Genomic DNA, 22687 nt, shown 5'->3' on the forward strand with positions numbered 1-22687 from the left:
CCACCACCCACCCCCACCACCCACCCCCACCACCCACCCCCACCACCCACCCCCACCACCCACCCCCACCACCCACCCCCACCACCCACCCCCACGGGGGGCGGTACGCGGCGCCGGACAGCGGGCCAACATGGCAACGGCCCCCGTCGGTCGACGGAGGCCGTTGCCTTGCCCAGTGGCGCGTGAAACCCCTATCCGAGGTCGAGCACCATCACGTCGTGGAGATCCGCGCCTTCCCAGGGATGGGCCTCACCCACCTTGCGGTACCCCCACGACCGGTAAGCCGTTTGAGCTGCCTCCGCTTCCGGTAGCGCGTTGAGCAGCACGCGCTCTTCGTCGCCTCCTGCAAGCACCGCCTCATGCAGCCGTCGTCCGACCCCGAGTCGGCGCCAGGGTGCTCGGACGGCGAACTCCATCAGCCCGAACGTACGGTGCCCGTCTTCTCGCCTGAACTCGGCAGGAACAGGGGTGATCAGGTGATCCCACCAACCAGTCGCGGGACTGAGCGGATAGCCGTACGCGATGCCCACCGGTTCACCGTCGACGGTGCACGCCAACGCACCACGAAAGGCGGCTCTACGGACCTGAGAGCGGAAGCGGCGAAAGGTCGCTTCCACCGAGTCCGAGGTCTCCTCGTACGGTTTCTCGGCGAACACCTCGGCATAGACGAGCCTGAACGCGGGCTCGGACCGCGCGGCAGCCGGACCATCCAAGGGTTCAACGGTGATCGTCTCCGACAAGGTCATATGCGGCCTCCTCGCATTGTTTGGTGGATGTACTCCGAGGCATCGCGCGCCGCGGTGGTGTCGATAGCGTCGACGGATTTCTGGAAGGCCCGAATGCGACCGGTGAGGCGCTTTGAGGTGATTCCCCCGCACGATTCGATGACACCCACCATTTCGGTGCATGCCTCCTCTACCTCCCCCGCGTCAAGAAGAGTGCTGGCCAGCTTGGATCTGTACCACGCCGCATTGCGGACATAGCCGCCTCCGAGCCCATCCACAGCAGCGCGCAAGAATGGCACCGCGCGCCGGGGATTCGCCGATCTCGCGTACATATCCGCCGTGGCGTAGTCGATTTCCACCGGGCCAGCGAACCGGGCCCAATGCGGCACATCCTCGATGTCTTCGTCGCGACTTTGGTAGGAGAGTGCCCGGCTGAGAGCGCGACGGGCAGCGGCTGTATCCCCGACATGCATGCTCACGTTGGCTTCGCGAAGTGCAATCACGAGATGAACGGCTGGCCCAGCTCCAACCTTGCTGGCCAGGCCGTATGCAGTCTCGACTGCCGATGTAGCTTCCCATGCTCGTTCTGCCTTGATGTCGATCAGAACGAGAGTTTCCAGGGCCGAAATTTGCAGCAGTTCGTCGCCGATAAGCTGGGCAGCGGTCAGGGCCTCCATCGAAGCCGTGCGTGCCTCGTCCACCGGCCCGCTGTCGTAGCCGTACCAAGCTTGGTTGCTGTGTAGCTCCGACAGCATTGCCTGAAGATCACGGCCAACCTTGGCTGTGTAGACAGCGTCTTTCAGTGTTCGCGTGAGGTGCTGTTCGAGTTGTCTCGCGCGTGCCTTGGCGGGGATCCCTCCGGAACGATGGTCAACCGCGTACAGGTTGGCTAGGCGGGCATGGAGCGCCACCATGTCACTGATACCGATTCGTGGCCCACGCCGGTCAGGGAGAATGGCAGCTGCCGCGACCGCCCCCGTACCGGCGACGAACACTCGACGTTTCACCTCTCCATCGTCGCCGATCCGCTGGACAGTCGCACCCCTGTGTGTGGGTACATCGAATCCCGTCTCGGCGAGCGGAAGGCCGAACATCACTTCCAACACCGCCTGTTGGCCGGGATGCGGTAATGGTGGAGGTGATTCGCTCTCCCACCGTCGAAGCTGGCGGACGCTCACCGCAGCGTCGATACCGAGACGTGCGGCTTCGCGGGCGAACGCGGCGACGAATGCCGCTTGCGTGTACCCGGCTTCCTTGCGTAGCCGAGCGAGTTTGCTCACGCCCCTACCCGCCATGCATTTCCCCTTGCGTGCGCGAATCCTCTTCTCAGCCTAGCGACTTGAGCATTGCCTCGGTGTTGAAACGTCCGCCTAAACGTCCGGTCGCAGAGAGCCCACGGGTGTCGCCGAGGGGGTGCACTGGTGGGGCACCACGTCATCACGGCAGATGAGCAACAGACCGATACGGCGGTCGCTGTGAATGACCCCCGCGACCGTGGTGGACGGCCCGGGGCATGGGGCCATCAACTACTAAGGAGCCGACAACATGTACAACGCTACAGCGAGATTCTTAATCTTGCTGCTGCGGCTGATGTTTCCCCCGCGAGGCTGCCACCGGTTAGCCGGCGCGCTGCCCGCCACGAGGCGCGAGGACACGTCGAAGCGCATGCTTCATCGAATCCCCGTCAGACAGCCGGGCCTGCTGCGCGGCGAAGACTCCGCCCCGGTACGTCCGTATGTCCTCACGTCGGAGGAACGGCGACTGCCGAGTGGGCGGCGAGAGTTGTGGCTGGCCGTGCACGGGTGCGACGCCGGGCCGCGCTGGATCCACAGGGCGGAGGCGAGGGGTTGATGGCCCGCATCTGCCGCCCTGTTCACCTGATGGAACCGCTGTCGACGCCGGAGCCCGAGCCGGTTGCCGGGTGTGATGTGTGCGCCGCCCTGGCTGAGCAGCGCGCGAGGGCGTACGCCGCCGGGGACTGGTCGAAGGCGACCGACTGCAGCGTCGAGATGCGCCGCCACCCCCACCCTGAAAGGAAATAGGCCGCTCCGTGGCCTGGGCAGCGCCTGCCCGATCCCCTGAGGTCCCTCGTCGCGGAGAAGTCAGTCTCGACCGGCACGGCGCAAGGACAGGCGGTCGGCGAACGGGGCTGCTCCGGCAGGTACTTCTCCGAGCTCTAGCTCACCCGGAGTCCGGCCCACCTCGGGAACACCAACAGAAAGGGGAACACCGCATGACAGTCCTGCTCGCAACCCCGAACCGGATGAAGCACCGCGATCCGCGGGCACTCCTCAACGCAGTACAGCCACACATCAAGCACCTCACCATCAACGTGTTCGACAGTGGCATGAGCATCTGGGATCGCGAGATCGCTCTGCTGCTCCGCGACCAGACGATGGTCCGCGAGATGGTCGAGCGGATTCTCGGCAATGCCGTGATGTACATGATCGCGTCCATCGAGCACCCCGAGGTGCACCTTGGTGTCGGAAAGCTCGTGGACATCGGCGTGCATCAGATCTACCTCGACACCCCCGTCATGTTCGCCTTCTGCAACCTGTACAACGGGGGCGTCTACAAGCACCACGCGCCCTTCATCAAGCGCCGCAACGACGGCATCGTGACCCGAACCGCCGATTTCCTGCGATCCATCGGCTTCGACGCGGACGAGGAACTGTGGGCGATCGACGGTGCCGCCTGCTCACCCTGTGACAGCAAGGTGCCCGACAGTCACTGACGGGCCTACCGTGGGCGCCCCTGCTGGCCGGGTCGGCGGGGGCGTCTGCCTTCCGAACGATGAAGTGAAGGACATCCGTTGACCGCAGTGCACAACATCGACGACGAACGCGAAGTGTGGAACGCCTACGCGGAGAGCACCCGCGACAAGGTCTTCGAGGATGCCGATCCGACGTTCTGCTGGACTCAGTACGCCGGCCACGGCCCCGGCCCCGAAATTCTCGGTGACCCTGAAACGGTGCTGGAGATCGGCTGCGGCACCGGAAGGCACCTCGCGTTTCTCGCGGCGAAGGGCGTCAAGTCCACCGGACTTGATCTGTCACCGGTGATGGTGGAGAACATCACCGAACGGTGGGGCTCTCTGGGAGCGCAGTTCATCTGCGGTGAGGTTCTCGATCACCTGACGGCCAGCCCGGAGACGTACGACGCGATCTATTCGATCTTCGGCGCTGCCTGGTTCACCGATCCGGAAAGGCTGTTCCCCCTGGTGGCTGCCCGGCTGAACTCCGGCGGCGTGTTCGCCTTCGCCCAACCCCCGGCCATTCCTGGTGCGTACGGACCTCAAGGCATGTACAAAGGTGGCTTCGCAGGCCCGGAGAGGTACACGTACCGCTACAGCCACACGCCACGGACGTGGGAGGACCTGTTGCGCGAAGCCGGATTCGTCCATGCCGACGCCCAGGTGATCAACGCCCCGAAGCCAGGACACATCGGCACGCTCCTGGTCCGCGCTGTGCGCCCCTGACCAGGCATCGAGGTCATCGTCGTCGCGCACCTCGCTCCAAGTGGTGCGCCATGGGATGCGTGAAGAACTGGGATGCTCCCGTCGCCAGCGCATACGTGCCGCTCGGCGGAGATCTCAGTTGGTCGCTGGTCATTTCGACCTCGGTCGACAAGCCGGGACTCTCGCATGACCAGCGAGGCGCCGAGCCGAGCCCACCGGCTCGCCGGGAGACCACTCCGCTACTCCGCGACCTCCGTAGGCGGCCCCATCCAGATCGCGTCCTCGCAGATGCTCAGCTGGGTCCGTCGGCCCTTCTCGTCCCGGGCCGTTATCGGACGGCGGTCCTGGGTGTCGTGTGGTGCGGCGACCACGGCGGTGTCGATGGTGACCATGCAGCCTTCGGGTTGCGTGGCCCGGTCGGAGTCCTTGTAGCGCAGCGCGGTTGTCAGGGTGCCGCCGCGGCTGAGGTCGATGGGCATCGTCCGGCCGTGCCCCTGTGCGTCGGACATGGGCCCCTTGCCGATGTGGACCTCGAAGACCGGGAAGCCGCGGAAGACGCAGGTTCCCGGGCCCTTGTTGGCGATGGACAGTCGCGCGTCGCGGTGGGCGGTGTGCGGCTTCTTCTTCAGCACGGTGAGCTTCCAGCGCAGGCTCTTCGTCGTGCAGTCGGCGTGCAGGGCCGCCATCCGGGGCGAGCCGCAGCCGAGCAGGCCCAGGCCGAGGGTGACGGTCAAGGTGAGCGCGGCCGCCGCCGCGAGAAGTGGACGCCGACGCACGACTCCCCCTGGTTGTTTCGCTGTTCGTTCCGCTGTTCTTTCCGCGTGTCGCATAGGACTTCTGTTGAGGAGGAAGGGTTTCGTGCGCCCGGGGTTGCCTCTGGCCGCGGGGCAGTGATCGATTTCCGGGCGGGCGTGGCCACCACTCCGGGGCAGGCGTGGCCACCACTCCCGGGCAGGCGTGGCCACCACTCCCGTACGGCGCGGCTCCGGCTCCCGTACGGCGCGGTTACAGCTCCCGTACGAAGGACACCCGGTCCAGCCCCGGGCCGTCGTAGTCCGTGTGCACCGGTACGCCGTCGTCGGTCCGGTCACCCGGCTCCAGCCGGAAGCCCATACGGGTGTGGTACGCGATGGAGTCGCGGTTGTTGGGGCTGGTGATGCAGCGGACCCGGCTGCGGCCCGCCTCCCGGGCGAGGGCGAAGAAGCGCTCGTACAGCGCGCTGCCGACACCGCTGCGCTTGCCGTCGGGGCACACACCGACGAAGTGGATGTAGGCCGTGTGCGGGTCGGTCTGGGACAGGAAGCCGATCAGGAAGGCGTGCAGGGTGCCGTCGGGGCGCTCGACGAGGAAGCTGGTGTCGGCGAAGTGCTGCAGGAACAGGCGCGGCACCAGCAACGTCCGTTGCAGTGCGCCCGCTTCACCGCCCAGTCCGCCCCACCAGTCGGCCAGGGCCATCTGGAGGCGCGGATGGTCCGACGCCGCAGGATGGCGCAGCGTCAGCTCGTCGGATATCGGGCCCGGCGCCGGGGTGCTGTCGGTCATGCGGCCAGCCTAGGAGTACCCCCCGCGGGCGCAGGCTTCCGGCCCCGCGCTCTACTGCCAGGTCGCGGTGTCGGGGTCGATGCCGTGGGCACGCGCGTCGGCGTCGACGATGCGACGGAACCACGCGGCAAGGCCGGCGCGGATGCCGTCGTAATGGGCGGCGAATGCCGGATCGGCCTCGTACATGCGGCCGAGACAGACCTGCATCTGCCTGGTGAGGGGAAAGTACGCGGCAAAGACCTCGCGGTGCCGCTCGACGAGTTGACTCGCTTCCGGGCTACCAGGTGTGACGCCGGCGTCCATCGCCTCCCCGAGGGCGCGGTCGAGGGCGGTGGTGGCGTCGGCGACGGCCTGCCACTCCTCCGGACCGCGCGAGGCCGAGCGTTCGGCGTACTGCCGCCATTGCGTGGTGTCTCCGTAGCGCTGACGGGCCTCGGCGGGCCAGTGAGGGTTCCACTGGGGGCCGAAGACCGCGGCCTGCTGCTCGATGGTCAGCAGCAGGCCGCGCTCGTGGGCGTCGATCATCCGATCCAGTCCGGCGCTGAGCTGCTGGAGGCGGTCGATCCGTTCGGCGACCTGGGTGCGCTGCGCGCGCAACGCACCGGGCACGTCTGCGGTCGAGTCGTCCAGGACGGCCCGGATCCTGTCCAGGCCGAGACCGATCTCACGGTAGACGACGATGCGGTGCAGGCGTTCCAGATCACCAGCGGTGTAGAGCCGGTATCCGGCGGCCGTCCGCAGCGACGGCCGCGCCAGGCCGATCTCGTCCCAGTGGTGCAGCGCGCGGACCGTCACGCCCAGACGCGCCGAGACCTGACCGACGGTCAGGCCATCGGCGTCAGTGGTGTCAGGCATGATCCTCATTGTCGCCGAGACCGGCACCCGGTGGGCGGATGCCGATGGCTTCGAGGTTCCTTGCCTCCTGACTGGCCGGATCGAAGGGCTTCGCCGCAGTGAAGACGATCCGGGCGTTCTCGGGGGTGATCACCTCCACATCGCGGGTGTTCCAGGGAGTGTCCCGTGGACCGTCGACCGAGTCCGGGCGCAGTGCGCGACAGGCCTCGACAACGGGATCGACCTGGCTGAGCACGCACGCGAAACTGAAGCTCATCGCCGGTGCCTGCTCCGGAACGCGGTCCGCGTGGAGGAGGAGTACGTCCTGGAACGCCCACCGGCGCAGATGCACCAGCGTGCCGGGGATGCTGAAGAGTTCGAAGAACCCGAGCCCACGGACCCAGAAGTCCACCGATGCCGCCAGGTCGCTCGTGGGGATCGTCACGAACGCGGGCATTCCGTAGATGCCACGGAACGGCTCCGGCGGAACGGCATCCGGGCCGGGGGCGGGCACGGGGCTCGTCTCGAACGCGTTGTAGTAGTCGCTCATGCACGTGACTCTCCAGCCTCACGCAGCGTGAGGGTCAAGCCGGTTTCGTGCATCGCGCCCTGCCCCGAGGATGCGACCGGCGTGATGGCCGGGGCCGGCCGGCCGCCACCCGCCCCGCCCCGTTCGACGTCGTGGCACACAGCCGTGGCACACAGCGGACGGGAGGGGGCAGATCCCTCACCAGGGCCGTGAGGCGACCGCAGGGGGACGAGTCGGAACCAGTCGGAATCAGGACGGGGGCGTAGCGAGGGCGAGGGGAGCCGGTCTCTAGGCTTGGCCGGAGTCACAACGATGTACGTCCGATGTACGACCGAAGTACGTCCACGGGGGAAGCGGGAAGACATGGCCGAAAAGGCACGTCGGCGGCTGCGGTCGAGCACGGTGATCCTGGGAGGCATGGGCGCGCTCGCCGCGGCCCTGACGTCCTGCGGCTCCGAGCCCGACAAGCGCTGCGTCGACCGCAACAGCTACGACATGGTCAAGGGCTACCGCATCGTCGACTCCAAGAACTGCTCGGCGGGCGGCGGCTCGTCCAGCACAGGCAGCACTTCGAGCGGCGGCGGATACGGCACGAGCGGCCGGGGCGGCGGGGCGGGCAAGAAGCCCGTCGACGGCCAGTGGTACTACGACCCGAGCAACAAGGGCGGCAGTTACGCCGCCGACGGCACCTTCAGCAAGAGCTCGGCCGTCAACCGCGGCGGCTTCGGCTGCTCGGGGTCGCACGGCAGCGGCGGGGGCCGGCACGGCTCCTTCGGCGGCTGAGCGGCCGGGACACGGCATGGAACGCCACACCATCGAGCCCCGCCCCGGCTGGCAGCAGACCGTCGAGGCGCAGGGGCTGATCTACCCGCTCACCCGCTACCCGGACGATTCCCTGCGGCCGTACTGGGACGAGAGCGCGTACTACGCGTTCACCCTCCCCGAGGTCGAGGCCCTGGAGGAGGTCGTCGAGGAGCTGCACGGCATGTGCCTGGCCGCGGCCGCGCACATCGTCGAGCGGGGCCGCTTCGCCGACCTCGGCATCGACGATCCCCGGCTGGTGGAGCTGGTCGCCGAGTCCTGGCGCCGGCGCGAGGAACTGCCGTCCCTCTACGGGCGGTTCGATCTGCACTACGACGGCACCGGCCCGGCCAGGATGCTGGAGTACAACGCCGATACGCCGACCTCGCTGGTCGAGGCCGCCAGCCCGCAGTGGTTCTGGATGGAGGAGCGCTTCCCGGGCGCCGACCAGTGGAACTCGCTGCACGAGCGGCTGGTGGCGGCCTGGAAGCGGCAGGCCCCGCTGCTGCCGCCCGGTGCGCCGTTGCACTTCGCGCACTCCGCGGGCGACGAGCTCGGCGAGGATCTGATGACCGTCGCGTATCTGGAGGAGACGGCGCAGCAGGCGGGCCTGGAGACGGTCGCCATCTCGATGGAGGACATCGGCTGGGACCGGCTCTCGGGCCGCTTCGTCGACCAGCGGCTGCGCTTCATGCGGGCGTGCTTCAAGCTCTACCCGTGGGAGTGGCTGGCCACCGACGACTTCGGCCCGTACGTCCTGGACACCCTCGACAACGGCGGCGGCACCGGCTCCACCCTCTGGATCGAACCCGCCTGGAAGATGCTGCTGTCCAACAAGGCGCTGCTGGCGGTCCTGTGGGAGCTCTACCCCGGACATCCGAACCTGCTGCCCGCGTACCTCGACGGGCCGCGCGAGCTGGCGCACACCCGTGGCTACGCGGCCAAGCCGCTGCTCGGCAGGGAGGGCGCCGGCGTCACGCTGCACGAGCCGGGCGCCGCCCCGGTGCTGCGCGGGCCCGAAGACCCGTGCTGCTACCAGGAGCTGGCGCCGCTGCCGGACTTCGCCGGCAACCGTGTCGTCCTCGGCGCCTGGGTCGTCGAGGACGAGGCGGCGGGGCTGGGCATCCGCGAGTCGTCCGGACCGGTCACGGACGAGTACGCGCGCTTCGTGCCGCATGTGATCCGCTGAGGCGCATCGCCGCGTGCCCGCGCGCCACCGCGCGCCCGGCGCCGCCGCGTGCCCGGGTGCCACATGGCGCAGCGAGCGGCCAGGGCCTTCGGCCCGCCGGTCGCCCGCTGCGTGCTCGCGGCGCCCGCGCTACCCCTCCAGCACCTCCCGCAGCCGGGCCAGCCCCCAGTCCAGGTCCTCCTTGCTGATCACCAGCGGCGGGGCGATCCTGATCGTCGCGCCGTGGGTGTCCTTGACCAGTACGCCCCGCGCCATCAGCTGCTCGGAGATGTCCCGTCCGGTGCCGCGCGCGGGGTTGATGTCCACGCCCGCCCACAGCCCACGGCCGCGTACCGCGTCCACCGTGCCGTCGCCCACCAGCAGCCCCAGCTCGGCGTGCAGATGCTCGCCCAACTCCGCCGCGTGCTGCTGGAGTTCACCGGTCCGCAGCATCGCGATGACCTCCAGCGCCACCGCGCAGGCGAGCGGGTTGCCGCCGAACGTCGAGCCGTGCTCGCCGGGCGCGTAGACCCCGAGCACCTCGCGGGAGGAGACCACCGCCGACACCGGCACCACTCCGCCGCCCAGCGCCTTGCCCAGTACGTACATGTCGGGCACCACGCCCTCGTGCTCGCAGGCAAAGGTCCGGCCCGTACGGCCCAGCCCGGACTGGATCTCGTCGGCGACGAACAGCACGTTCCGGCGGCGGGTCAGCTCCCGCACGCCCGCCAGGTAGCCCGGCGGCGGCACCAGCACGCCCGCCTCGCCCTGGATCGGCTCCAGGAGGACGGCGACCGTGTGGTCGTCGACGGCCGCCTCCAGCGCCGCCAGGTCGCCGTACGGGACGATCTCGAAGCCGGGGGTGTACGGGCCGAAGCCGGCGCGGGCCTCGGGGTCGGTGGAGAAGGAGACGATGGTGGTGGTCCGGCCGTGGAAGTTGTTCTCCGCGACGACGATCTTGGCCAGGCCGTCCGGGACGCCCTTCACCTGGTAGCCCCACTTGCGGGCCGTCTTGACGGCCGTCTCGACCGCCTCGGCGCCGGTGTTCATCGGCAGCACCAGCTCCATCCCGCACAGTTCGGCCAGCGCGGCGCAGAAGTCCGCGAACCGGTCGTGGTGGAAGGCGCGCGAGGTGAGCGTGACCCGTTCCAGCTGGGCCTTGGCGGCGTCCAGCAGACGACGGTTGCCGTGCCCGAAGTTCAGCGCGGAGTACCCGGCGAGCATGTCGAGATAGCGCCGGCCCTCCACGTCCGTCATCCAGGCGCCCTCGGCGGTGGCCACGACGACCGGCAGCGGGTGGTAGGTGTGCGCGCTGTGGGCTTCGGCGGCGGCGATGCCGCGTTCCGTTGACGTCACCGGTGACTCCGTTTCGGTAGGCCCTACGGGGCATATGCACCGAGATGCCCCTCTATAGTGCCGCGTAGGTGGATTGTTCGGAAGCTGTTGCGGCGGTTCGGTGTTCCGACGCCGGGGTGACACGGGCGGGCGTCCGGGGCCCGTCCGGGGAAAGGCGCGGGCCGGCGCCCGGGGATCGGCGGGACACCCCTAGACTCGGCGGTGCGTACCGCGACTGGCGTACGGGGAATCGACCCCGAGGGAGCGGTGCGAGGACACCATCACGAGGTGCCGCCCGCCTGGGCACCCGGGACCCGACCGGACCACCGATCGAGCGCCCCGGAGGACGCCATGTCACTGCCCCTTTCCCATCCCGCGCTGCACGCCGCCGATCCCGAACTCGCCGCCCTCGTAGGCGCCGAGGAGCGGCTCCAGGCCGACACCCTGCGGCTGATCCCCAGCGAGAACTACGTCTCCGCCGCCGTCCTGGAAGCCACCGGCACGGTCCTGCAGAACAAGTACAGCGAGGGGTACGCGGGCCGTCGCTACTACGAAGGCCAGCAGAACATCGACCGCGTCGAGACGCTGGCCGTCGAGCGCGCCAAGGCCGTCTTCGGCGTCGAACACGCCAACGTCCAGCCGTACTCCGGCTCACCCGCCAACCTCGCCGCGTACCTGGCCTTCGCCGAGCCCGGCGACACCGTGCTGGGCATGGCGCTGCCGATGGGCGGCCACCTCACCCACGGCTGGGGCGTCTCGGCCACCGGCACCTGGTTCCGCGGCGTCCAGTACGGCGTACGCGCCGACAGCGGGCTCATCGACTTCGACGAGGTGCGCGACCTCGCCCACAAGGAGCGCCCGAAGATCATCTTCTGTGGCGGCACGGCCGTCCCCCGCACCATCGACTTCGCCGCCTTCGGCGAGATCGCACGGGAGGTCGGCGCGGTACTCGTCGCGGACATCGCCCATATCGCCGGTCTGATCGCGGGCGGCGCCCACCCCTCGCCCGTACCGCACGCCGACGTGATCTCCACGACGACGCACAAGACCCTGCGCGGGCCGCGCGGCGCGATGCTGATGTCCCGCGCGAGCCACGCCAAGGCCATCGACAAGGCCGTCTTCCCCGGCCTCCAGGGCGGCCCGCACAACCACACCACCGCCGCCATCGCGGTCGCCCTGCGCGAGGCCGCCGCGCCCGCCTTCCGGGACTACGCGCACGCCGTCGTCGCCAACGCCAAGGCGCTCGCCGAGGCGCTGCTGGCCCGCGGCTTCGACCTGGTCTCCGGTGGTACCGACAACCACCTGGTGCTGATCGATCTGACCGGCAAGGACGTGCCGGGCAAGGTCGCCGCCAAGGCGCTGGACCGGGCCGGGATCGTCGTCAACTACAACACCGTCCCGTTCGACCCGCGCAAGCCCTTCGACCCGTCGGGCATCCGGATCGGTACGCCGTCGCTCACCTCGCGGGGGCTGGGCACGGAGCTGATGCCGCAGGTCGCGGAGTGGATCGAGCGGGGCGTGACGGCCGCGAAGGCGGACGACGAGGCGGCCCTGGCGGCGGTCCGGGGGGAGGTCGCGGAGCTGATGGCCGGCTACCCGGCGCCGGGGCTGGCGACGCGCTGACGACTCCCTGACGACGGCCGTCCGGCAGGCCGTCGATCCACTCCCCGACCACGCGCCGGGGAGCACCCGCAGACCTGAGACAATCGGTCCATGGCTCTCGAACGTCCGCGTGTGCTCTCCGGCATTCAGCCCACCGCCGGCTCCTTCCACCTCGGCAACTACCTCGGTGCCGTCCGCCAGTGGGTGGCGCTGCAGGAGGCTCACGACGCCTTCTACATGGTCGTCGACCTGCATGCGATCACCGTTCCGCAGGACCCCGCCGAGCTGCGGCAGAACACCCGGATCGCCGCCGCCCAGCTGCTGGCCGCCGGGCTCGACCCGGAGCGCTGCACGCTCTTCGTGCAGAGCCATGTGCCCGAGCACGCCCAGCTCGGCTGGGTCATGAACTGCCTGACCGGCTTCGGCGAGGCGTCCCGGATGACCCAGTTCAAGGACAAGGCCGCCAAGCAGGGCGCCGACCGCACCTCCGTCGGCCTGTTCACGTACCCGATCCTGCAGATCGCCGACATCCTCCTCTACCAGGCCCACCAGGTCCCGGTGGGCGAGGACCAGCGCCAGCACATCGAGCTGACCCGCGACCTCGCCGAGCGCTTCAACGCCCGCTACGGCGACACCTTCACCATCCCGGCGCCGTACATCCTCAAGGAGACGGCGAAGATCTACGACCTGCAGGACCCGTCGGCCAAGATGAGCAAGTCGGCCTCCAGCGCCAAGGGCCTGATCAACCTCCTCGACGAGCCGAAGGTCTCCGCGAAGAAGGTCAAGAGCGCGGTCACGGACACCGACACGGTGATCCGCTACGACACCGAGAACAAGCCGGGCGTCTCCAACCTCCTGACGATCTACTCCTCCCTCACGGGCACCTCGATCCCGGAGCTGGAGCAGAAGTACGAGGGCAAGATGTACGGCGCCCTCAAGACCGATCTCGCCGAGGTGATGGTCGAATTCGTCACACCGTTCCGGGACCGTACGCAGGAATATCTGGACGACCCCGAGACGCTGGACTCGATCCTGGCCAAGGGTGCCGAGAAGGCCCGCGCGGTCGCCGCCGAGACCCTCGCCACCACCTATGACCGGCTCGGATTCCTGCCGGCCAAGCACTGACGGGACCCGTCCGCGCGGCCGCACGAACCCGCCGGACGGGCCGCACAGAGCCCTGGGTCCCCACCTGCGGGGGCCCGCGGCCCTGTTTGTCACAGGGCCGGGGACGCTCCCCGCGAAGGGCGCGCACCCGGCACACTATGAGGGTGCGCGAGCGTGCCGCACACACGTCAGGAGGGAGAACGCAGTGGGGACCGTAACGCTGGGCGTTTCGATCGCGGTCCCGGAGCCGTACGGCAGCTTCCTGCAGCGGAAGCGCGAGGGCTTCGGGGACCCCGCCGCGCACGGCATCCCCACGCATATCACCCTCCTGCCGCCGACCGAGGTGCACGCCGAGGCGCTGCCCGGCATCGAACGCCACCTCGCCGCGGTCGCGGCCGCCTTCCGCCCCTTCCCGCTCCGCCTGGAGGGCACCGGCACCTTCCGCCCGCTCTCCCCGGTCGTCTTCGTCAAGGTCGCCGAGGGCGAGGCGGGCTGCACCGCCCTGCAGGCCCGGGTCCGCGCCGCCTCCGGCCCCTGCGCCCGCGAGCTGCAGTTCCCCTACCACCCGCATGTCACCGTCGCCCACGGCATCGCCGAGGACGCCATGGACCGCGCCCAGCGCGAGCTCGGGGACTTCTCCGCGACCTGGACGATCGGCGGCTTCGCCCTGTACGAGCAGGGCACGGACGCGGTGTGGCGCCTGGAGCGGGAGTACCCCTTCGGCCCGCAGGCCGGCGGCGTCCCGCGCCAGGCGGTGGATCTCTCCCGCCCGCCCGCGCCGTCCTGCTGAGCGACCCACTTCGTTACGTGGCGTAGTTTCGATCTCTCGGAGCGCGACGAGGGGAACGCCATGGAGTGGTTGAGCAAGCTTCCGGTGATCGGACCGGCCGTCCGCCGGCTGATGACCACCCACCTCTGGCACGCCTACGAACGCATGCTGCGGGTGCACTGGACCAGGCTCGCCGCCGCGATCACCTTCACCAGCTTCATCGCCCTCTTCCCGCTGCTCACCGTCGCCGCCGCGATCGGTGCCGCGCTGCTCGGCGACAGCCAGCTGCACACGCTGCAGGCCAAGCTCGCCGAACAGGTCCCCGGCATCTCCGGCCAGCTCGATCTGGTCACGCTGGTCGACAACGCCGCCACCGTCGGCCTGGTCGCCGGCGCCGCGCTGCTGCTGACCGGCCTCGGCTGGGTCGAGTCGCTGCGCGACTGCCTGCGCGCCGTATGGGAGAAGGGCGACGAGGACACCAACTTCTTCCTCGGCAAGCTCCGGGACGGCGCAGTGCTGCTGGGGCTCGGCGGTGTCGCCGTGCTCTCGCTGGGCTGCTCGGTCTTCGCGAACGCGGCGGTCGACCGGGCGGCGGAGGCGATCGGCCTGCCCGAGGACGGGCTCGGCGCCGTCCTGCTCAAGGCCGCCGGCTTCTGCATCGCCGTCCTCGCCGACTTCGTGCTGCTCGCCTACGTCCTGACCGAACTCCCCGGCGTCCGCCCCCGGCGCCGGGTCGTCGTGGTCGCGAGCTTCATGGGCGCCATCGGCTTCGAACTGCTGAAGCTGCTGCTGAGCGGCTACCTCCGGGGCGTCGCCGCACGCAGCGTGTACGGCGCCTTCGGCACCCCGATCGCCCTGCTGCTGTGGATCAACTTCACCGCCAAGCTGCTGGTGTACTGCGCCTCTTGGACCGCCACGGCCGGGGAGAAGAGCGCTGAGAAGAGCGCTGAGAAGGGCGCCGAGGAGGACGACGGGGAGAAGGGCCGGCAGGGCGAGGGGCCGGACGGGACGGCGGGGCGGGAGAGCGTATGACGCGGCATCGGTCCCGCCCCGGCCCCGGCCGGAGCCGGATCAGCGCCCCGAGCGCCGCCCCCGCTCGCGACCGCGGCCCCGTACGAGGTCCGGCAGCGGCCGGCGGCGGTGCACGGCCAGCGCCACGATGCCGACCAGGGCCATCACGCCACCGGTGACCGCGATCGCGGTCCATGCGCCGCCCCCGCCGCCGGTGCCGTTCAGCTCGGCCTGGGCGCTGTCGTTTGCACCCTTGCCCTTGGTGCCCTCCGCGCCGGTGCCGTCGTCCTGGCTCCGCGGCCCGACGAGCCGGCCGACCGGCTCGACCTTGTCGGCCGCGGCGAAGCCCCAGTCGAGCAGCTTGGCGGCCTCCTTGTAGGCCTCGTTGTGCTCCTTCTTCGCCGGGTTCATGACCGTCACCAGCAGCTTGCGCTCGCCCCGTTGGGCCACGCCGGTGAAGGTCGACCCGGCGTTGGTGGTCGAGCCGTTCTTCACGCCCGCGATGCCCGGGTACGGCTTCATGTCGTAATCGCCGCTGAGCAGTCGGTTGGTGTTCTGGATGCCGAACGTCGCCCGCTTGCCGTCCTTGCCCTTGTCCCCGGGGAACTGCGCGAACGCCGTCGAGCAGTACTCGCGGAAGTCGGCGTTCTGCAGGCCCGACCGGGCGAACAGGCTCAGGTCGTAGGCGCTGGAGACCTGCCCCGGCGCGTCGTATCCGTCAGGTGTCACCACATGGGTGTCGTTGGCGTTCAGTTCCTTGGCGTGCTTCTGCATCTGCATGACGGTGGCCTCCGTTCCGCCGTTCATCGCCGAGAGGGTGTGCACCGCGTCGTTGCCGGAGCGCAGGAAGACTCCGAGCCACAGGTCGTGGACCGTGTAGCTCAGGTTCTCCTTTATCCCGACCAGGCTGCTGCCCACACCCATGCCCTCCAGGTCGGCGGGCTTGACGGTGTACTTCCGGTTCTTGGGGAACTTCGGCAGCACCGTGTCCGCGAACAGCATCTTCAGCGTGCTGGCCGGCGCCAGCTGCCAGTGCGGGTTCTTGGCGGCCAGCACCTTGCCCGACTCGGCGTCGGAGACGATCCACGAGCGGGCGGTCAGCGCGTCCGGTCCCGGCAGCTTGGGCGCACCGGGCTTGAGCTGCACCTGGACGCCGGGCATGCCCAGCCGGTCCCCGCCCATCCGCGACATCTTCGTCGGAGGGGCGGGCGCCTTGGGATCGGCGTACGCGGTGCCGGCCAGCAGCGGGGCGGCCAGCAGCCCGGAGGCGGCCAGTGCGGCGACGGTGCGTACGGGAAGGCCGTTACGCGCCGCAGGCCCGGTGCCACCGGCCGCGCCGGCGGTGCTCGGCGCGGCGGAGGCGGTCGGCGTGATCGGGTGCAGGGAAGCCGGGGAAGCACGGAAGGTCGTCGGCACGTCGCTGAACGTACCCCCCATTGCCCGCGATGCCGACAGCACCCCACGGAAGAGTGCCCCTGCGGACCGCCGGATGGAGCCGCCGCCCCTGCCGGAACTCGTGAAGCCCTCCCGCCCCCGGTCCTGGTTCCCGCTCGCCTTCGGGGTGTGGAGCTGGTTCATCTGGGTCACCTTTCACACATAACTGGCCATCACCGCAGGGACTGGACGAAAGAGCAGGTCGGAGCGCATGACACCGCGCGTGTCGCCGCCCGGCGGCGAGCACGTCGACGTAGTCCACGGGTTCAAAGACGTCAGCCGGACCCGTAGGGATCCCCAAGCCGTGGGTCCGGGATGTGAAATCACTCATGAGCCGGCGACCTCGCTCAGGAAGGCCGACGGGGCGCGCGACGGCTGAGGAAGAGGCCGGTGCCCGGTGCCCGGTACCTGGTGGGGCCACGTGCGCACAGGAACGGCGCTCAAGCCACCGCCCCGGCCGCGGAGACCTGGACGGTCGTGCGGCCGGGGCGGGTGACTACCGCAGGGAATCCCCTGCGGGCCTACGGGCCATGTCTCGACGGTACGGCGGCGCCGCCCCGCACGGAAGAGGGGGCGCCGGCCCCGGTCCTGCCGGGGCCGGCGCCCGGCACGGTCAGCTCTTCGTCGCCGCCCCCGCCGACTCCCGGCGCAGTGCGCGCAGGCCCCGGAACCCGATCACGCCGATGGCGGTGCCCAGCAGGAACGACGTGATGGCCAGGGCGAGGTGGACCCAGAAGTACGCGGTGGGGTCGCCGTGGTCGAAGGCCAGTCCGCTGGCGTCCTTGAGCAGGTTCTTGACGAAGGTCACCCACACCACCCATGACCAGGCGCCGAAGGCGAGGAGGAACCAGGAGACGGGGCGGCTGAGCTTCATGGGGTGAGTCCTTAAGCGCGGGGGAGCCTGTCCTGCCAGTATCCGGCCGGTGGCCCCGTGCCCCGCGGCGGGGGCGGCCGGTCAGGTCGTCCGCATCAGCACGGCCGTCAGCGCCAGCAGGCCGACGCCGGCGAGCAGGCAGTCCACCGCCGCCCGGATCAGCCGGAACTTCCGGGCGGCCAGCGCGGCCATGAACCTCAGATGGTCCACCTGATAGCCGGCCGCCAGCCGCTCGCGCAGCTGCCCGACGCTCAGCCGCGACCAGCTCGTCCAGCCGCTGCCCCCGAGGTCCGGGCGGACCGCGAGCAGCAGCAGCACGGTCGCGGCCAGCAGCGCGGCGGTGCCGAGCGCCCCGGCCACGGCGGCGGGCACCGTCAGGCGCAGGCTGCCGGCCGCCGAGACCAGCGCGACCAGTGCCGCCCCGGACAGGGCCAGCAGCAGGCTCGCCTTGCCCTCGGAGCGGGCCAGGTCCGCCTGGAGCGCACTCATGGTCGCCACGATCCGGTCCTGCCCGTCCGGCGGCGCGGCGCCGGGTGCTCCGTCGTCCGATCCGTCCCGGGTGCCGCCGTGCCGCGGGTCGGGTGTGGTGGTCGCCATCAGTGCGTCGCCTCCGGGATCCCGGGAGTGCCGTGCGGTTGCGTGCGGTACCCAGGATGCCGCCGACGGCCGTGCGGTTTCCGCGAGTTGCGCGATTCCCGCTGTGCCGGGGCCGGCCCGGTCCGCGTGCCCCCGGTCGTCCCGTACGGGCGGGGCTATAGCGTGCTCCGCTGGGAGAGCACGCAACTGCCAGGGGAGGCGCCGTGATCTTCGCCCTGATCGTGGTCCCGGTACTCGGGCTGTTCTTCGGCGTGCACCGGTACCTGTGGTGCCGGCTCGTCCGCGATACCACCGCACCGGGCGGCCGGCCGCGCCGCGCGGGCACCGCAGCCCTGTTCGCGCTGCCGCTGGTCGCCCTCGCCGCACCGCTCTCCGGACGCGTCGGCCTGCCCTTCGCCGTCCAACAGGCGCTCGCCTGGCCCGGATACCTCTGGCTGGCGCTGATGGTCTATCTGACGCTGGGACTGCTGGTGGGGGAGGCCGTACGGGCGGTGTGGCCGAGGGTGTCCCGGACGCGGCAGGCCGGCGGGCGGCAGGCCCCCGCGGCCGCGCAGGCCGCCGTACCGGCGCGGCCGGCGCCCGCCGACCCGCCTGCCGCCGCGGCCCCCTCCTCGGCCCCCACCCTCCTGCCGCCCGGTACGCCCGCGCTGCCGCCGGTCGCCGTACCGCCCCGGCGGCTGTTCCTGGCGCGGGCGGTCGCGGCCGGCGCGACCCTGGCCGCCACGGCCACCGTCGGGTACGGCACCGCGACGACGCTGCGCGGCCCGTCCGTCAAGCGGGTCACCGTTCCGCTGGCCAAACTGCCGCGCGCCGCCCACGGTTTCCGTATCGCGGTCGTCAGCGACATCCACCTCGGGCCGACCCTCGGCCGCGCCCACACCCGGCGCGTCGTCGAGACGATCAACCGGACCGGCCCCGATCTGGTGGCCATCGTCGGCGACCTGGTCGACGGCAGCGTCGCCGACCTCGCGCCGGCCGCGGAACCGCTGCGCGAGCTGCGCTCCCGGCACGGCGCGTACTTCGTCACCGGCAACCACGAGTACTACTCGGGTGCCGCCCCATGGGTCGAGCACGTAAGGGAGTTGGGGATCCACCCGCTGGAGAACGCGCGCACCGGGCTGCCCGGGTTCGACCTCGCGGGCGTCAACGACCTGGCCGGCGCGAGCGAGCACGCGGGCCCGGACTACGAACTGGCCCTGGGCGACCGGGACCCCGCCCGGGCCGTCGTCCTGCTGGCCCACCAGCCGGTCACCATCCACGACACCGTCCGCTACGGCGTGGACCTGCAGCTCTCCGGCCACACCCACGGCGGCCAGATGTGGCCCTTCACCTACGTCGCCGCGGCCGCCAACCCCACCGTCGCCGGCCTGGAGCGCTACGGCGACACCCAGCTCTACGTCACGCGCGGCGCGGGCGCCTGGGGGCCGCCCGTACGGGTGGGAGCGCCGCCGGACGTGACGGTGGTCGAACTGGCTTCCCTGCGGGCGTGATCGGCCTGTGCAGGGGTTCCGCCGCCCAGGTAACAACCCGTCGACAAACTGTGGTGTGATCCCGCACCAAATCGGACAGATCCTGACTTTCGATCTTGCGATCGAGGGAGCCGACTCCCTAGTATTTATTGACTTTATGTTGCCCTTAGCGTGGCGGACTCACAGGCGGTGCGAGGGGGCGAGCGGGGCACGCGGGGAAACGGGGAGCGGTAATGAGTGAGCGGTTCAAGGTCGACCTCGACGAACTGGACGGCGTCGTGCGCCAGCTCCGGCGCCTGCGGGCCGACATGGACGAGCCCAGCCAGAAGGTGAAGTACAGCACCACGATCCCGAGGTCGGCGTTCGGGATCAACTTCCTCGAGGCGAACGACCTCGCCGGCGCCCACGACGACATGCAGGAGTACATGTCGCAGGTCATCAACGCGCTCCAGGACCTCATCCACAAGTTCGGCGAGAAGACCGAAGCCAGCCGGGGCGCGTACGAGGACCAGGAGCACGCCGCCAAGACCTCGATGAACGGCTGACGGACCGGGGCGATGCACGCACGAGAGGCGGAGATGAAGACGAAGGGGGGCCTGCGTGGTTGACGCCAAGCAGGAGATGGAAAGCGCCAAGGCGATGGAGCGGCAGCGCAAGGAGCACGAGCGGGACGAGCGGCTGAAGTCGTTCAAGGGCCACACCCCCACGCGCCGGTCTCCTTCCGACTTCCACCACCACGGCCTCGACGCGCTCCGCGCGATGATCGAGAACGCCAACCCCGACGCGATCGAGACCTCCGGCGGCCACTGGCGCGCCTCCGCCGACCGGCTCGCGGGCCAGGACGGCGACGGCGGCATCCGCAAGGCCTTCATGGACGCCGTCGACCACGCGACCGCGCACTGGGAGGGCTCGGCGGCCAAGGCGTTCCGCAAGGAGGCCGGCAAGGTCCTGGAGAAGATCGACCGGACCTACGGCCATGCCCGGGTCGTCGAGCGCACGCTGATCGGCACCCGCACCGCGGGCCCCGAACTCGGCGTCGCCCACAACCTCCGCGAGGCCAAGAAGGCCATGTCGAAGATCCACGACCCGGGTGTCGTGGACCGGGCGACCGACGACAGCGGCGACGACAGCCAGTTCAAGCGGGACATGGCCGATCCCAAGATGGACACCCGCATGGCGCTGGAGCTCAACAGGGACAGCCTGTCCCTGACCAAGGAGCGCCAGGTCGAGGCGGTCATCGTGATGGACGAGCTGGCCGCCAACTACGACGGCCACGCAGGGGTCCTCCACGAGGGGGTCGACCCGGGCGGCCCCGTCGGCGACTGGCCCAAGGAGCCCTCCTCCCGGCCCGCGCCCTCCCCGGTGAACATGCCGGTGGTCGGCGGTACGCACCCCAAGCCGTCGTCGGCGCAAGCGCCGAACAGGCTCAACGGGGCGGGCGGCGGTGCCGTTCCGGAAGGGTTCGACGGCCCGAAGATCAGCCGGCCGGAACTGCCCGTGAACACCGGACTCGACAGCGTCCAGGGCGCCACCCTGACCCCGCCGACGGTCGGCGGAGGCGGTCTCGGCGGCGGATCGACCGGCGGCTCGCACGGTGTGTCCGGCGGTACAGGCGGCTTCCCCGGCGGCATGGTTCCGCCCGGCGTGATCGGCGTGCCCCGTGGCGGCACGAGCGCCGGCGGGATGCGCGGCGGCGGTATGCCGGGTGCGCAAGGCGCGGCCGGTAAGGCGGGCGGCGCCAAGGGCGCGGCCGGACGCGGTCCGCAGGCGCGTACCCGCGGCGGTCTGATGGGCAAGCCGGGCGGCCCGGCCGGCGGCGCGAAGCAGGGCGGCTCCGGTCTGCACCGCAGCCGCGGTGGCATGCAGGCGGGCGCCGCCGGTGCCAAGGGCAAGGACAAGAAGGGCGACAAGGAGCGCACCACCGGGCAGCGCCCCGATTACCTCGTCGAGGACGAGGAGACCTGGGCCTCGAAGCGTAATGTGGCCCCTCGCGTCATCGAGTAGGCCGACGATAGCGTCGCATGCGGCCAAAGAGGCATGGCCCCGCACTCAGCAGTGCGGGGCCATTTCTCGGACGGAACAATGCCGCCCGGGCAGCACAGCAAGAAGGAGCGAAGGATGAGGGTCACCCGAACACTGCGCGCGACGGCGGGGGCTGCGCTGACCGGGGCGCTGCTGCTGGCCGCGGGCGGAACCGCATCCGCGGACCAGGTGCGCAAGGATCTGTGGCCGCTGGAGGCGTTCGGGGCCCGGCAGCTGTGGCAGGAGGCCACCGGCAAGGGCGTGACGGTGGCCGTCCTCGACAGCGGCTTCCGTACCACGCACCAGGACCTGACCGGGCAGTTCCTGCCCGGGCCGGACTGGGGCAAGGCCACCCAGGAGGAGAACGCCAAGCACCTCGGGTCGAAGGAGGACGTCCGCGACCACGGGACCGCGATGGCCGGCATCATCGCCGGCCACGGCCATGGCGCCGGTGGCTCCGAAGGCGTGAAGGGACTGGCGCCCGACGCCAAGATCCTCCCCGTCCCCGAGTTCAAGAACTCCGGGCTGGCCACGCGCTGGGCCGTGGAGCACGGCGCCGACGTGATCAATATGTCGTACGTCGAGAGCACCCCGGGCACCGACGACTGCGCGGCCATCCACTACGCGCTGGAGAAGGGCGTCGTGGTGGTGGCCGGTGTCGGCAACGACGGGCTGCCGAAGAAGAACTACCCGGCGGCCTGCCCCGGCGCGATCGGCGTCGGATCGGTCGACCAGTTCGGCGAGGCGGACGACGACAACAACGCCAACTCCACCCTCGACCTGCTCGCCCCCGGGGTGAAGATCCCGGTGGCCATGGGCAAGAGCGACGCGGACTACCGCACCGCCGACGGCAGCTCCGCGGCCACCGCCTACGTCTCCGCCGCCGCCGCCCTCCTCAAGCAGAAGTTCCCCGACCTCACCCCCGGCCAGATCGCCAACCGCCTGGTGAAGACCGCGGGCCTGGCCCAGGCCGAGAAGGACAAGCACCTCAAGCTGCCGGACACCCACTACGGCTACGGCTTCATCCAGCCCGGCCCCGCCCTCCGGCGTGACATCGCCGACGGCCCCGCGCAGGGCCCCCTGCCGATGCCGCAGGGCAAGGCGCCGCAGAAGGGCGTGGTCCCCGGCGCCGACAAGGGCGCCGACCCCGACCCGCCCATGAGCGGCAAGGACCAGGCGATGCTCATCGGCGGTATCGCCCTGGGCGTCCTGGTCGTCGCCGGCATCGTCATCGGCGTGGTGGTCGCCGTCCGCCGCCGCGGCAGCTCCGGCGGCCAGTCCTGGGGCTGAGCCACCCCGGAATCCAGTACCGGGGGGGGGGGGGGGGGGGGGGGGGGGGGGGGGGGGGGGGGGGGGGGGGGAGGGGGGGGTGGGGGGGGGGGGTGGGGGGGGGGGGCGGGGCGGTGATTCGGCC

22 protein-coding genes, 1 pseudogene and 1 riboswitch are annotated in these 22687 nt (G+C 70.6%); of the genes and pseudogenes, 13 read left to right on the plus strand and 10 right to left on the minus strand.

What is annotated here, in order from left to right; all coding sequences use genetic code 11:
• Positions 1–191: 191 nt before the first annotated feature.
• Both ACZ5XZ_RS26000 and ACZ5XZ_RS26005 read right to left on the minus strand, forming a co-directional pair.
• The gene (locus tag ACZ5XZ_RS26000; protein ID WP_468982057.1) at positions 192–746 is read right to left on the minus strand and encodes a GNAT family N-acetyltransferase; all 555 of its coding nucleotides are present in this window, start codon (positions 744–746) and stop codon (positions 192–194) included.
• Positions 743–2005: a helix-turn-helix domain-containing protein gene (locus ACZ5XZ_RS26005; RefSeq protein ID WP_468982058.1), complete on the minus strand. Its 1263-nt coding sequence runs from the start codon at positions 2003–2005 to the stop codon at positions 743–745. Before ACZ5XZ_RS26005 ends, ACZ5XZ_RS26000 begins: the two co-directional genes overlap by 4 nt.
• Positions 2006–2958: 953 nt before the next feature.
• On the opposite strand from ACZ5XZ_RS26005, the gene ACZ5XZ_RS26010 reads away from it, so the two are divergent.
• On the plus strand, positions 2959–3459 hold the full coding sequence (locus tag ACZ5XZ_RS26010) for a hypothetical protein (protein WP_468982061.1): 501 nt from the start codon (positions 2959–2961) through the stop codon (positions 3457–3459).
• A 78-nt stretch (positions 3460–3537) separates the two neighbouring features.
• Complete coding sequence (locus ACZ5XZ_RS26015) at positions 3538–4203, plus strand: class I SAM-dependent DNA methyltransferase (RefSeq protein WP_468982063.1); 666 nt, start codon at positions 3538–3540, stop codon at positions 4201–4203.
• A gap of 218 nt (positions 4204–4421) precedes the next feature.
• On the opposite strand, the gene ACZ5XZ_RS26020 is transcribed toward ACZ5XZ_RS26015, so the two are convergent.
• From ACZ5XZ_RS26020 to ACZ5XZ_RS26035, 4 genes are all read right to left on the minus strand, one after another.
• Positions 4422–4958, minus strand: coding sequence for a DUF4232 domain-containing protein (locus ACZ5XZ_RS26020; protein WP_468982065.1), 537 nt, complete (start codon positions 4956–4958; stop codon positions 4422–4424).
• Between the two features lie 229 nt (positions 4959–5187).
• Entirely contained in the window at positions 5188–5724 is a 537-nt protein-coding gene (locus ACZ5XZ_RS26025; RefSeq protein ID WP_468982066.1) for a GNAT family N-acetyltransferase, read from the minus strand.
• A 51-nt stretch (positions 5725–5775) separates the two neighbouring features.
• On the minus strand, positions 5776–6579 hold the full coding sequence (locus ACZ5XZ_RS26030; RefSeq protein ID WP_468982069.1) for a MerR family transcriptional regulator: 804 nt from the start codon (positions 6577–6579) through the stop codon (positions 5776–5778).
• On the minus strand, positions 6572–7108 hold the full coding sequence (locus ACZ5XZ_RS26035) for a VOC family protein (protein WP_468982071.1): 537 nt from the start codon (positions 7106–7108) through the stop codon (positions 6572–6574). Before ACZ5XZ_RS26035 ends, ACZ5XZ_RS26030 begins: the two co-directional genes overlap by 8 nt.
• A 342-nt stretch (positions 7109–7450) precedes the next feature.
• Between ACZ5XZ_RS26035 and ACZ5XZ_RS26040 the strand changes: the two genes are divergently transcribed.
• Positions 7451–7870, plus strand: coding sequence for a hypothetical protein (locus ACZ5XZ_RS26040; protein WP_468982074.1), 420 nt, complete (start codon positions 7451–7453; stop codon positions 7868–7870).
• Between the two features lie 16 nt (positions 7871–7886).
• Positions 7887–9077 carry a glutathionylspermidine synthase family protein gene (locus ACZ5XZ_RS26045; protein ID WP_468982076.1) on the plus strand — a complete coding sequence of 397 codons (1191 nt, stop codon included), beginning with the start codon at positions 7887–7889 and terminating at the stop codon, positions 9075–9077.
• Between the two features lie 129 nt (positions 9078–9206).
• Here the strand turns inward: ACZ5XZ_RS26045 and rocD are convergent, their stop codons facing one another.
• Positions 9207–10412 carry an ornithine--oxo-acid transaminase gene (gene rocD, locus ACZ5XZ_RS26050; RefSeq protein WP_468982078.1) on the minus strand — a complete coding sequence of 402 codons (1206 nt, stop codon included), beginning with the start codon at positions 10410–10412 and terminating at the stop codon, positions 9207–9209.
• 200 nt (positions 10413–10612) lie between these two features.
• A riboswitch (ZMP/ZTP riboswitch) is annotated at positions 10613–10703 on the plus strand.
• Positions 10704–10742: 39 nt separating this feature from the next.
• On the opposite strand from rocD, the gene ACZ5XZ_RS26055 reads away from it, so the two are divergent.
• The 4 genes from ACZ5XZ_RS26055 to ACZ5XZ_RS26070 all read left to right on the plus strand — a co-directional run bounded on the left by ACZ5XZ_RS26055 (position 10743) and on the right by ACZ5XZ_RS26070 (position 14898).
• Positions 10743–12014 (plus strand): serine hydroxymethyltransferase, encoded by a 1272-nt coding sequence (locus ACZ5XZ_RS26055; RefSeq protein WP_468982080.1) that lies wholly within the window; start codon positions 10743–10745, stop codon positions 12012–12014.
• A gap of 90 nt (positions 12015–12104) precedes the next feature.
• Positions 12105–13118 carry a tryptophan--tRNA ligase gene (gene trpS / locus ACZ5XZ_RS26060; RefSeq protein ID WP_468982083.1) on the plus strand — a complete coding sequence of 338 codons (1014 nt, stop codon included), beginning with the start codon at positions 12105–12107 and terminating at the stop codon, positions 13116–13118.
• Between the two features lie 184 nt (positions 13119–13302).
• Entirely contained in the window at positions 13303–13887 is a 585-nt protein-coding gene (locus ACZ5XZ_RS26065; RefSeq protein ID WP_468982085.1) for a 2'-5' RNA ligase family protein, read from the plus strand.
• Positions 13888–13947: 60 nt separating this feature from the next.
• Positions 13948–14898 (plus strand): YihY/virulence factor BrkB family protein, encoded by a 951-nt coding sequence (locus tag ACZ5XZ_RS26070; RefSeq protein ID WP_468982086.1) that lies wholly within the window; start codon positions 13948–13950, stop codon positions 14896–14898.
• Between the two features lie 39 nt (positions 14899–14937).
• Here the strand turns inward: ACZ5XZ_RS26070 and ACZ5XZ_RS26075 are convergent, their stop codons facing one another.
• On the minus strand, positions 14938–16314 hold the full coding sequence (locus ACZ5XZ_RS26075) for a D-alanyl-D-alanine carboxypeptidase family protein (RefSeq protein ID WP_468982088.1): 1377 nt from the start codon (positions 16312–16314) through the stop codon (positions 14938–14940).
• Between the two features lie 79 nt (positions 16315–16393).
• On the opposite strand from ACZ5XZ_RS26075, the pseudogene ACZ5XZ_RS26080 reads away from it, so the two are divergent.
• Positions 16394–16468: pseudogene (locus tag ACZ5XZ_RS26080) on the plus strand (SCO4848 family membrane protein); the annotation flags it as partial.
• Positions 16469–16924: 456 nt separating this feature from the next.
• Here the strand turns inward: ACZ5XZ_RS26080 and ACZ5XZ_RS26085 are convergent.
• The gene (locus tag ACZ5XZ_RS26085; protein WP_468982091.1) at positions 16925–17185 is read right to left on the minus strand and encodes an SCO4848 family membrane protein; all 261 of its coding nucleotides are present in this window, start codon (positions 17183–17185) and stop codon (positions 16925–16927) included.
• An 81-nt stretch (positions 17186–17266) separates the two neighbouring features.
• Positions 17267–17782 (minus strand): Pycsar system effector family protein, encoded by a 516-nt coding sequence (locus ACZ5XZ_RS26090; protein ID WP_468982094.1) that lies wholly within the window; start codon positions 17780–17782, stop codon positions 17267–17269.
• Between the two features lie 203 nt (positions 17783–17985).
• Here ACZ5XZ_RS26090 and ACZ5XZ_RS26095 point away from each other — a divergent pair, with 203 nt between their 5' ends.
• The 4 genes from ACZ5XZ_RS26095 (at position 17986) to ACZ5XZ_RS26110 (ending at position 22563) form a co-directional block, all read left to right on the plus strand.
• Positions 17986–19272 (plus strand): metallophosphoesterase, encoded by a 1287-nt coding sequence (locus ACZ5XZ_RS26095; RefSeq protein WP_468982096.1) that lies wholly within the window; start codon positions 17986–17988, stop codon positions 19270–19272.
• A 212-nt stretch (positions 19273–19484) separates the two neighbouring features.
• The gene (locus ACZ5XZ_RS26100) at positions 19485–19796 is read left to right on the plus strand and encodes a hypothetical protein (RefSeq protein ID WP_468982097.1); all 312 of its coding nucleotides are present in this window, start codon (positions 19485–19487) and stop codon (positions 19794–19796) included.
• Positions 19797–19851: 55 nt separating this feature from the next.
• Positions 19852–21255, plus strand: a complete 1404-nt coding sequence (locus ACZ5XZ_RS26105) for a hypothetical protein (RefSeq protein WP_468982100.1) — start codon at positions 19852–19854, stop codon at positions 21253–21255.
• A 114-nt stretch (positions 21256–21369) separates the two neighbouring features.
• Complete coding sequence (locus ACZ5XZ_RS26110; RefSeq protein WP_468982103.1) at positions 21370–22563, plus strand: S8 family serine peptidase; 1194 nt, start codon at positions 21370–21372, stop codon at positions 22561–22563.
• The last annotated feature ends 124 nt before the right edge of the window (positions 22564–22687 follow it).

The sequence above is a fragment of the Streptomyces sp. NPDC033270 genome, from assembly GCF_055576575.1.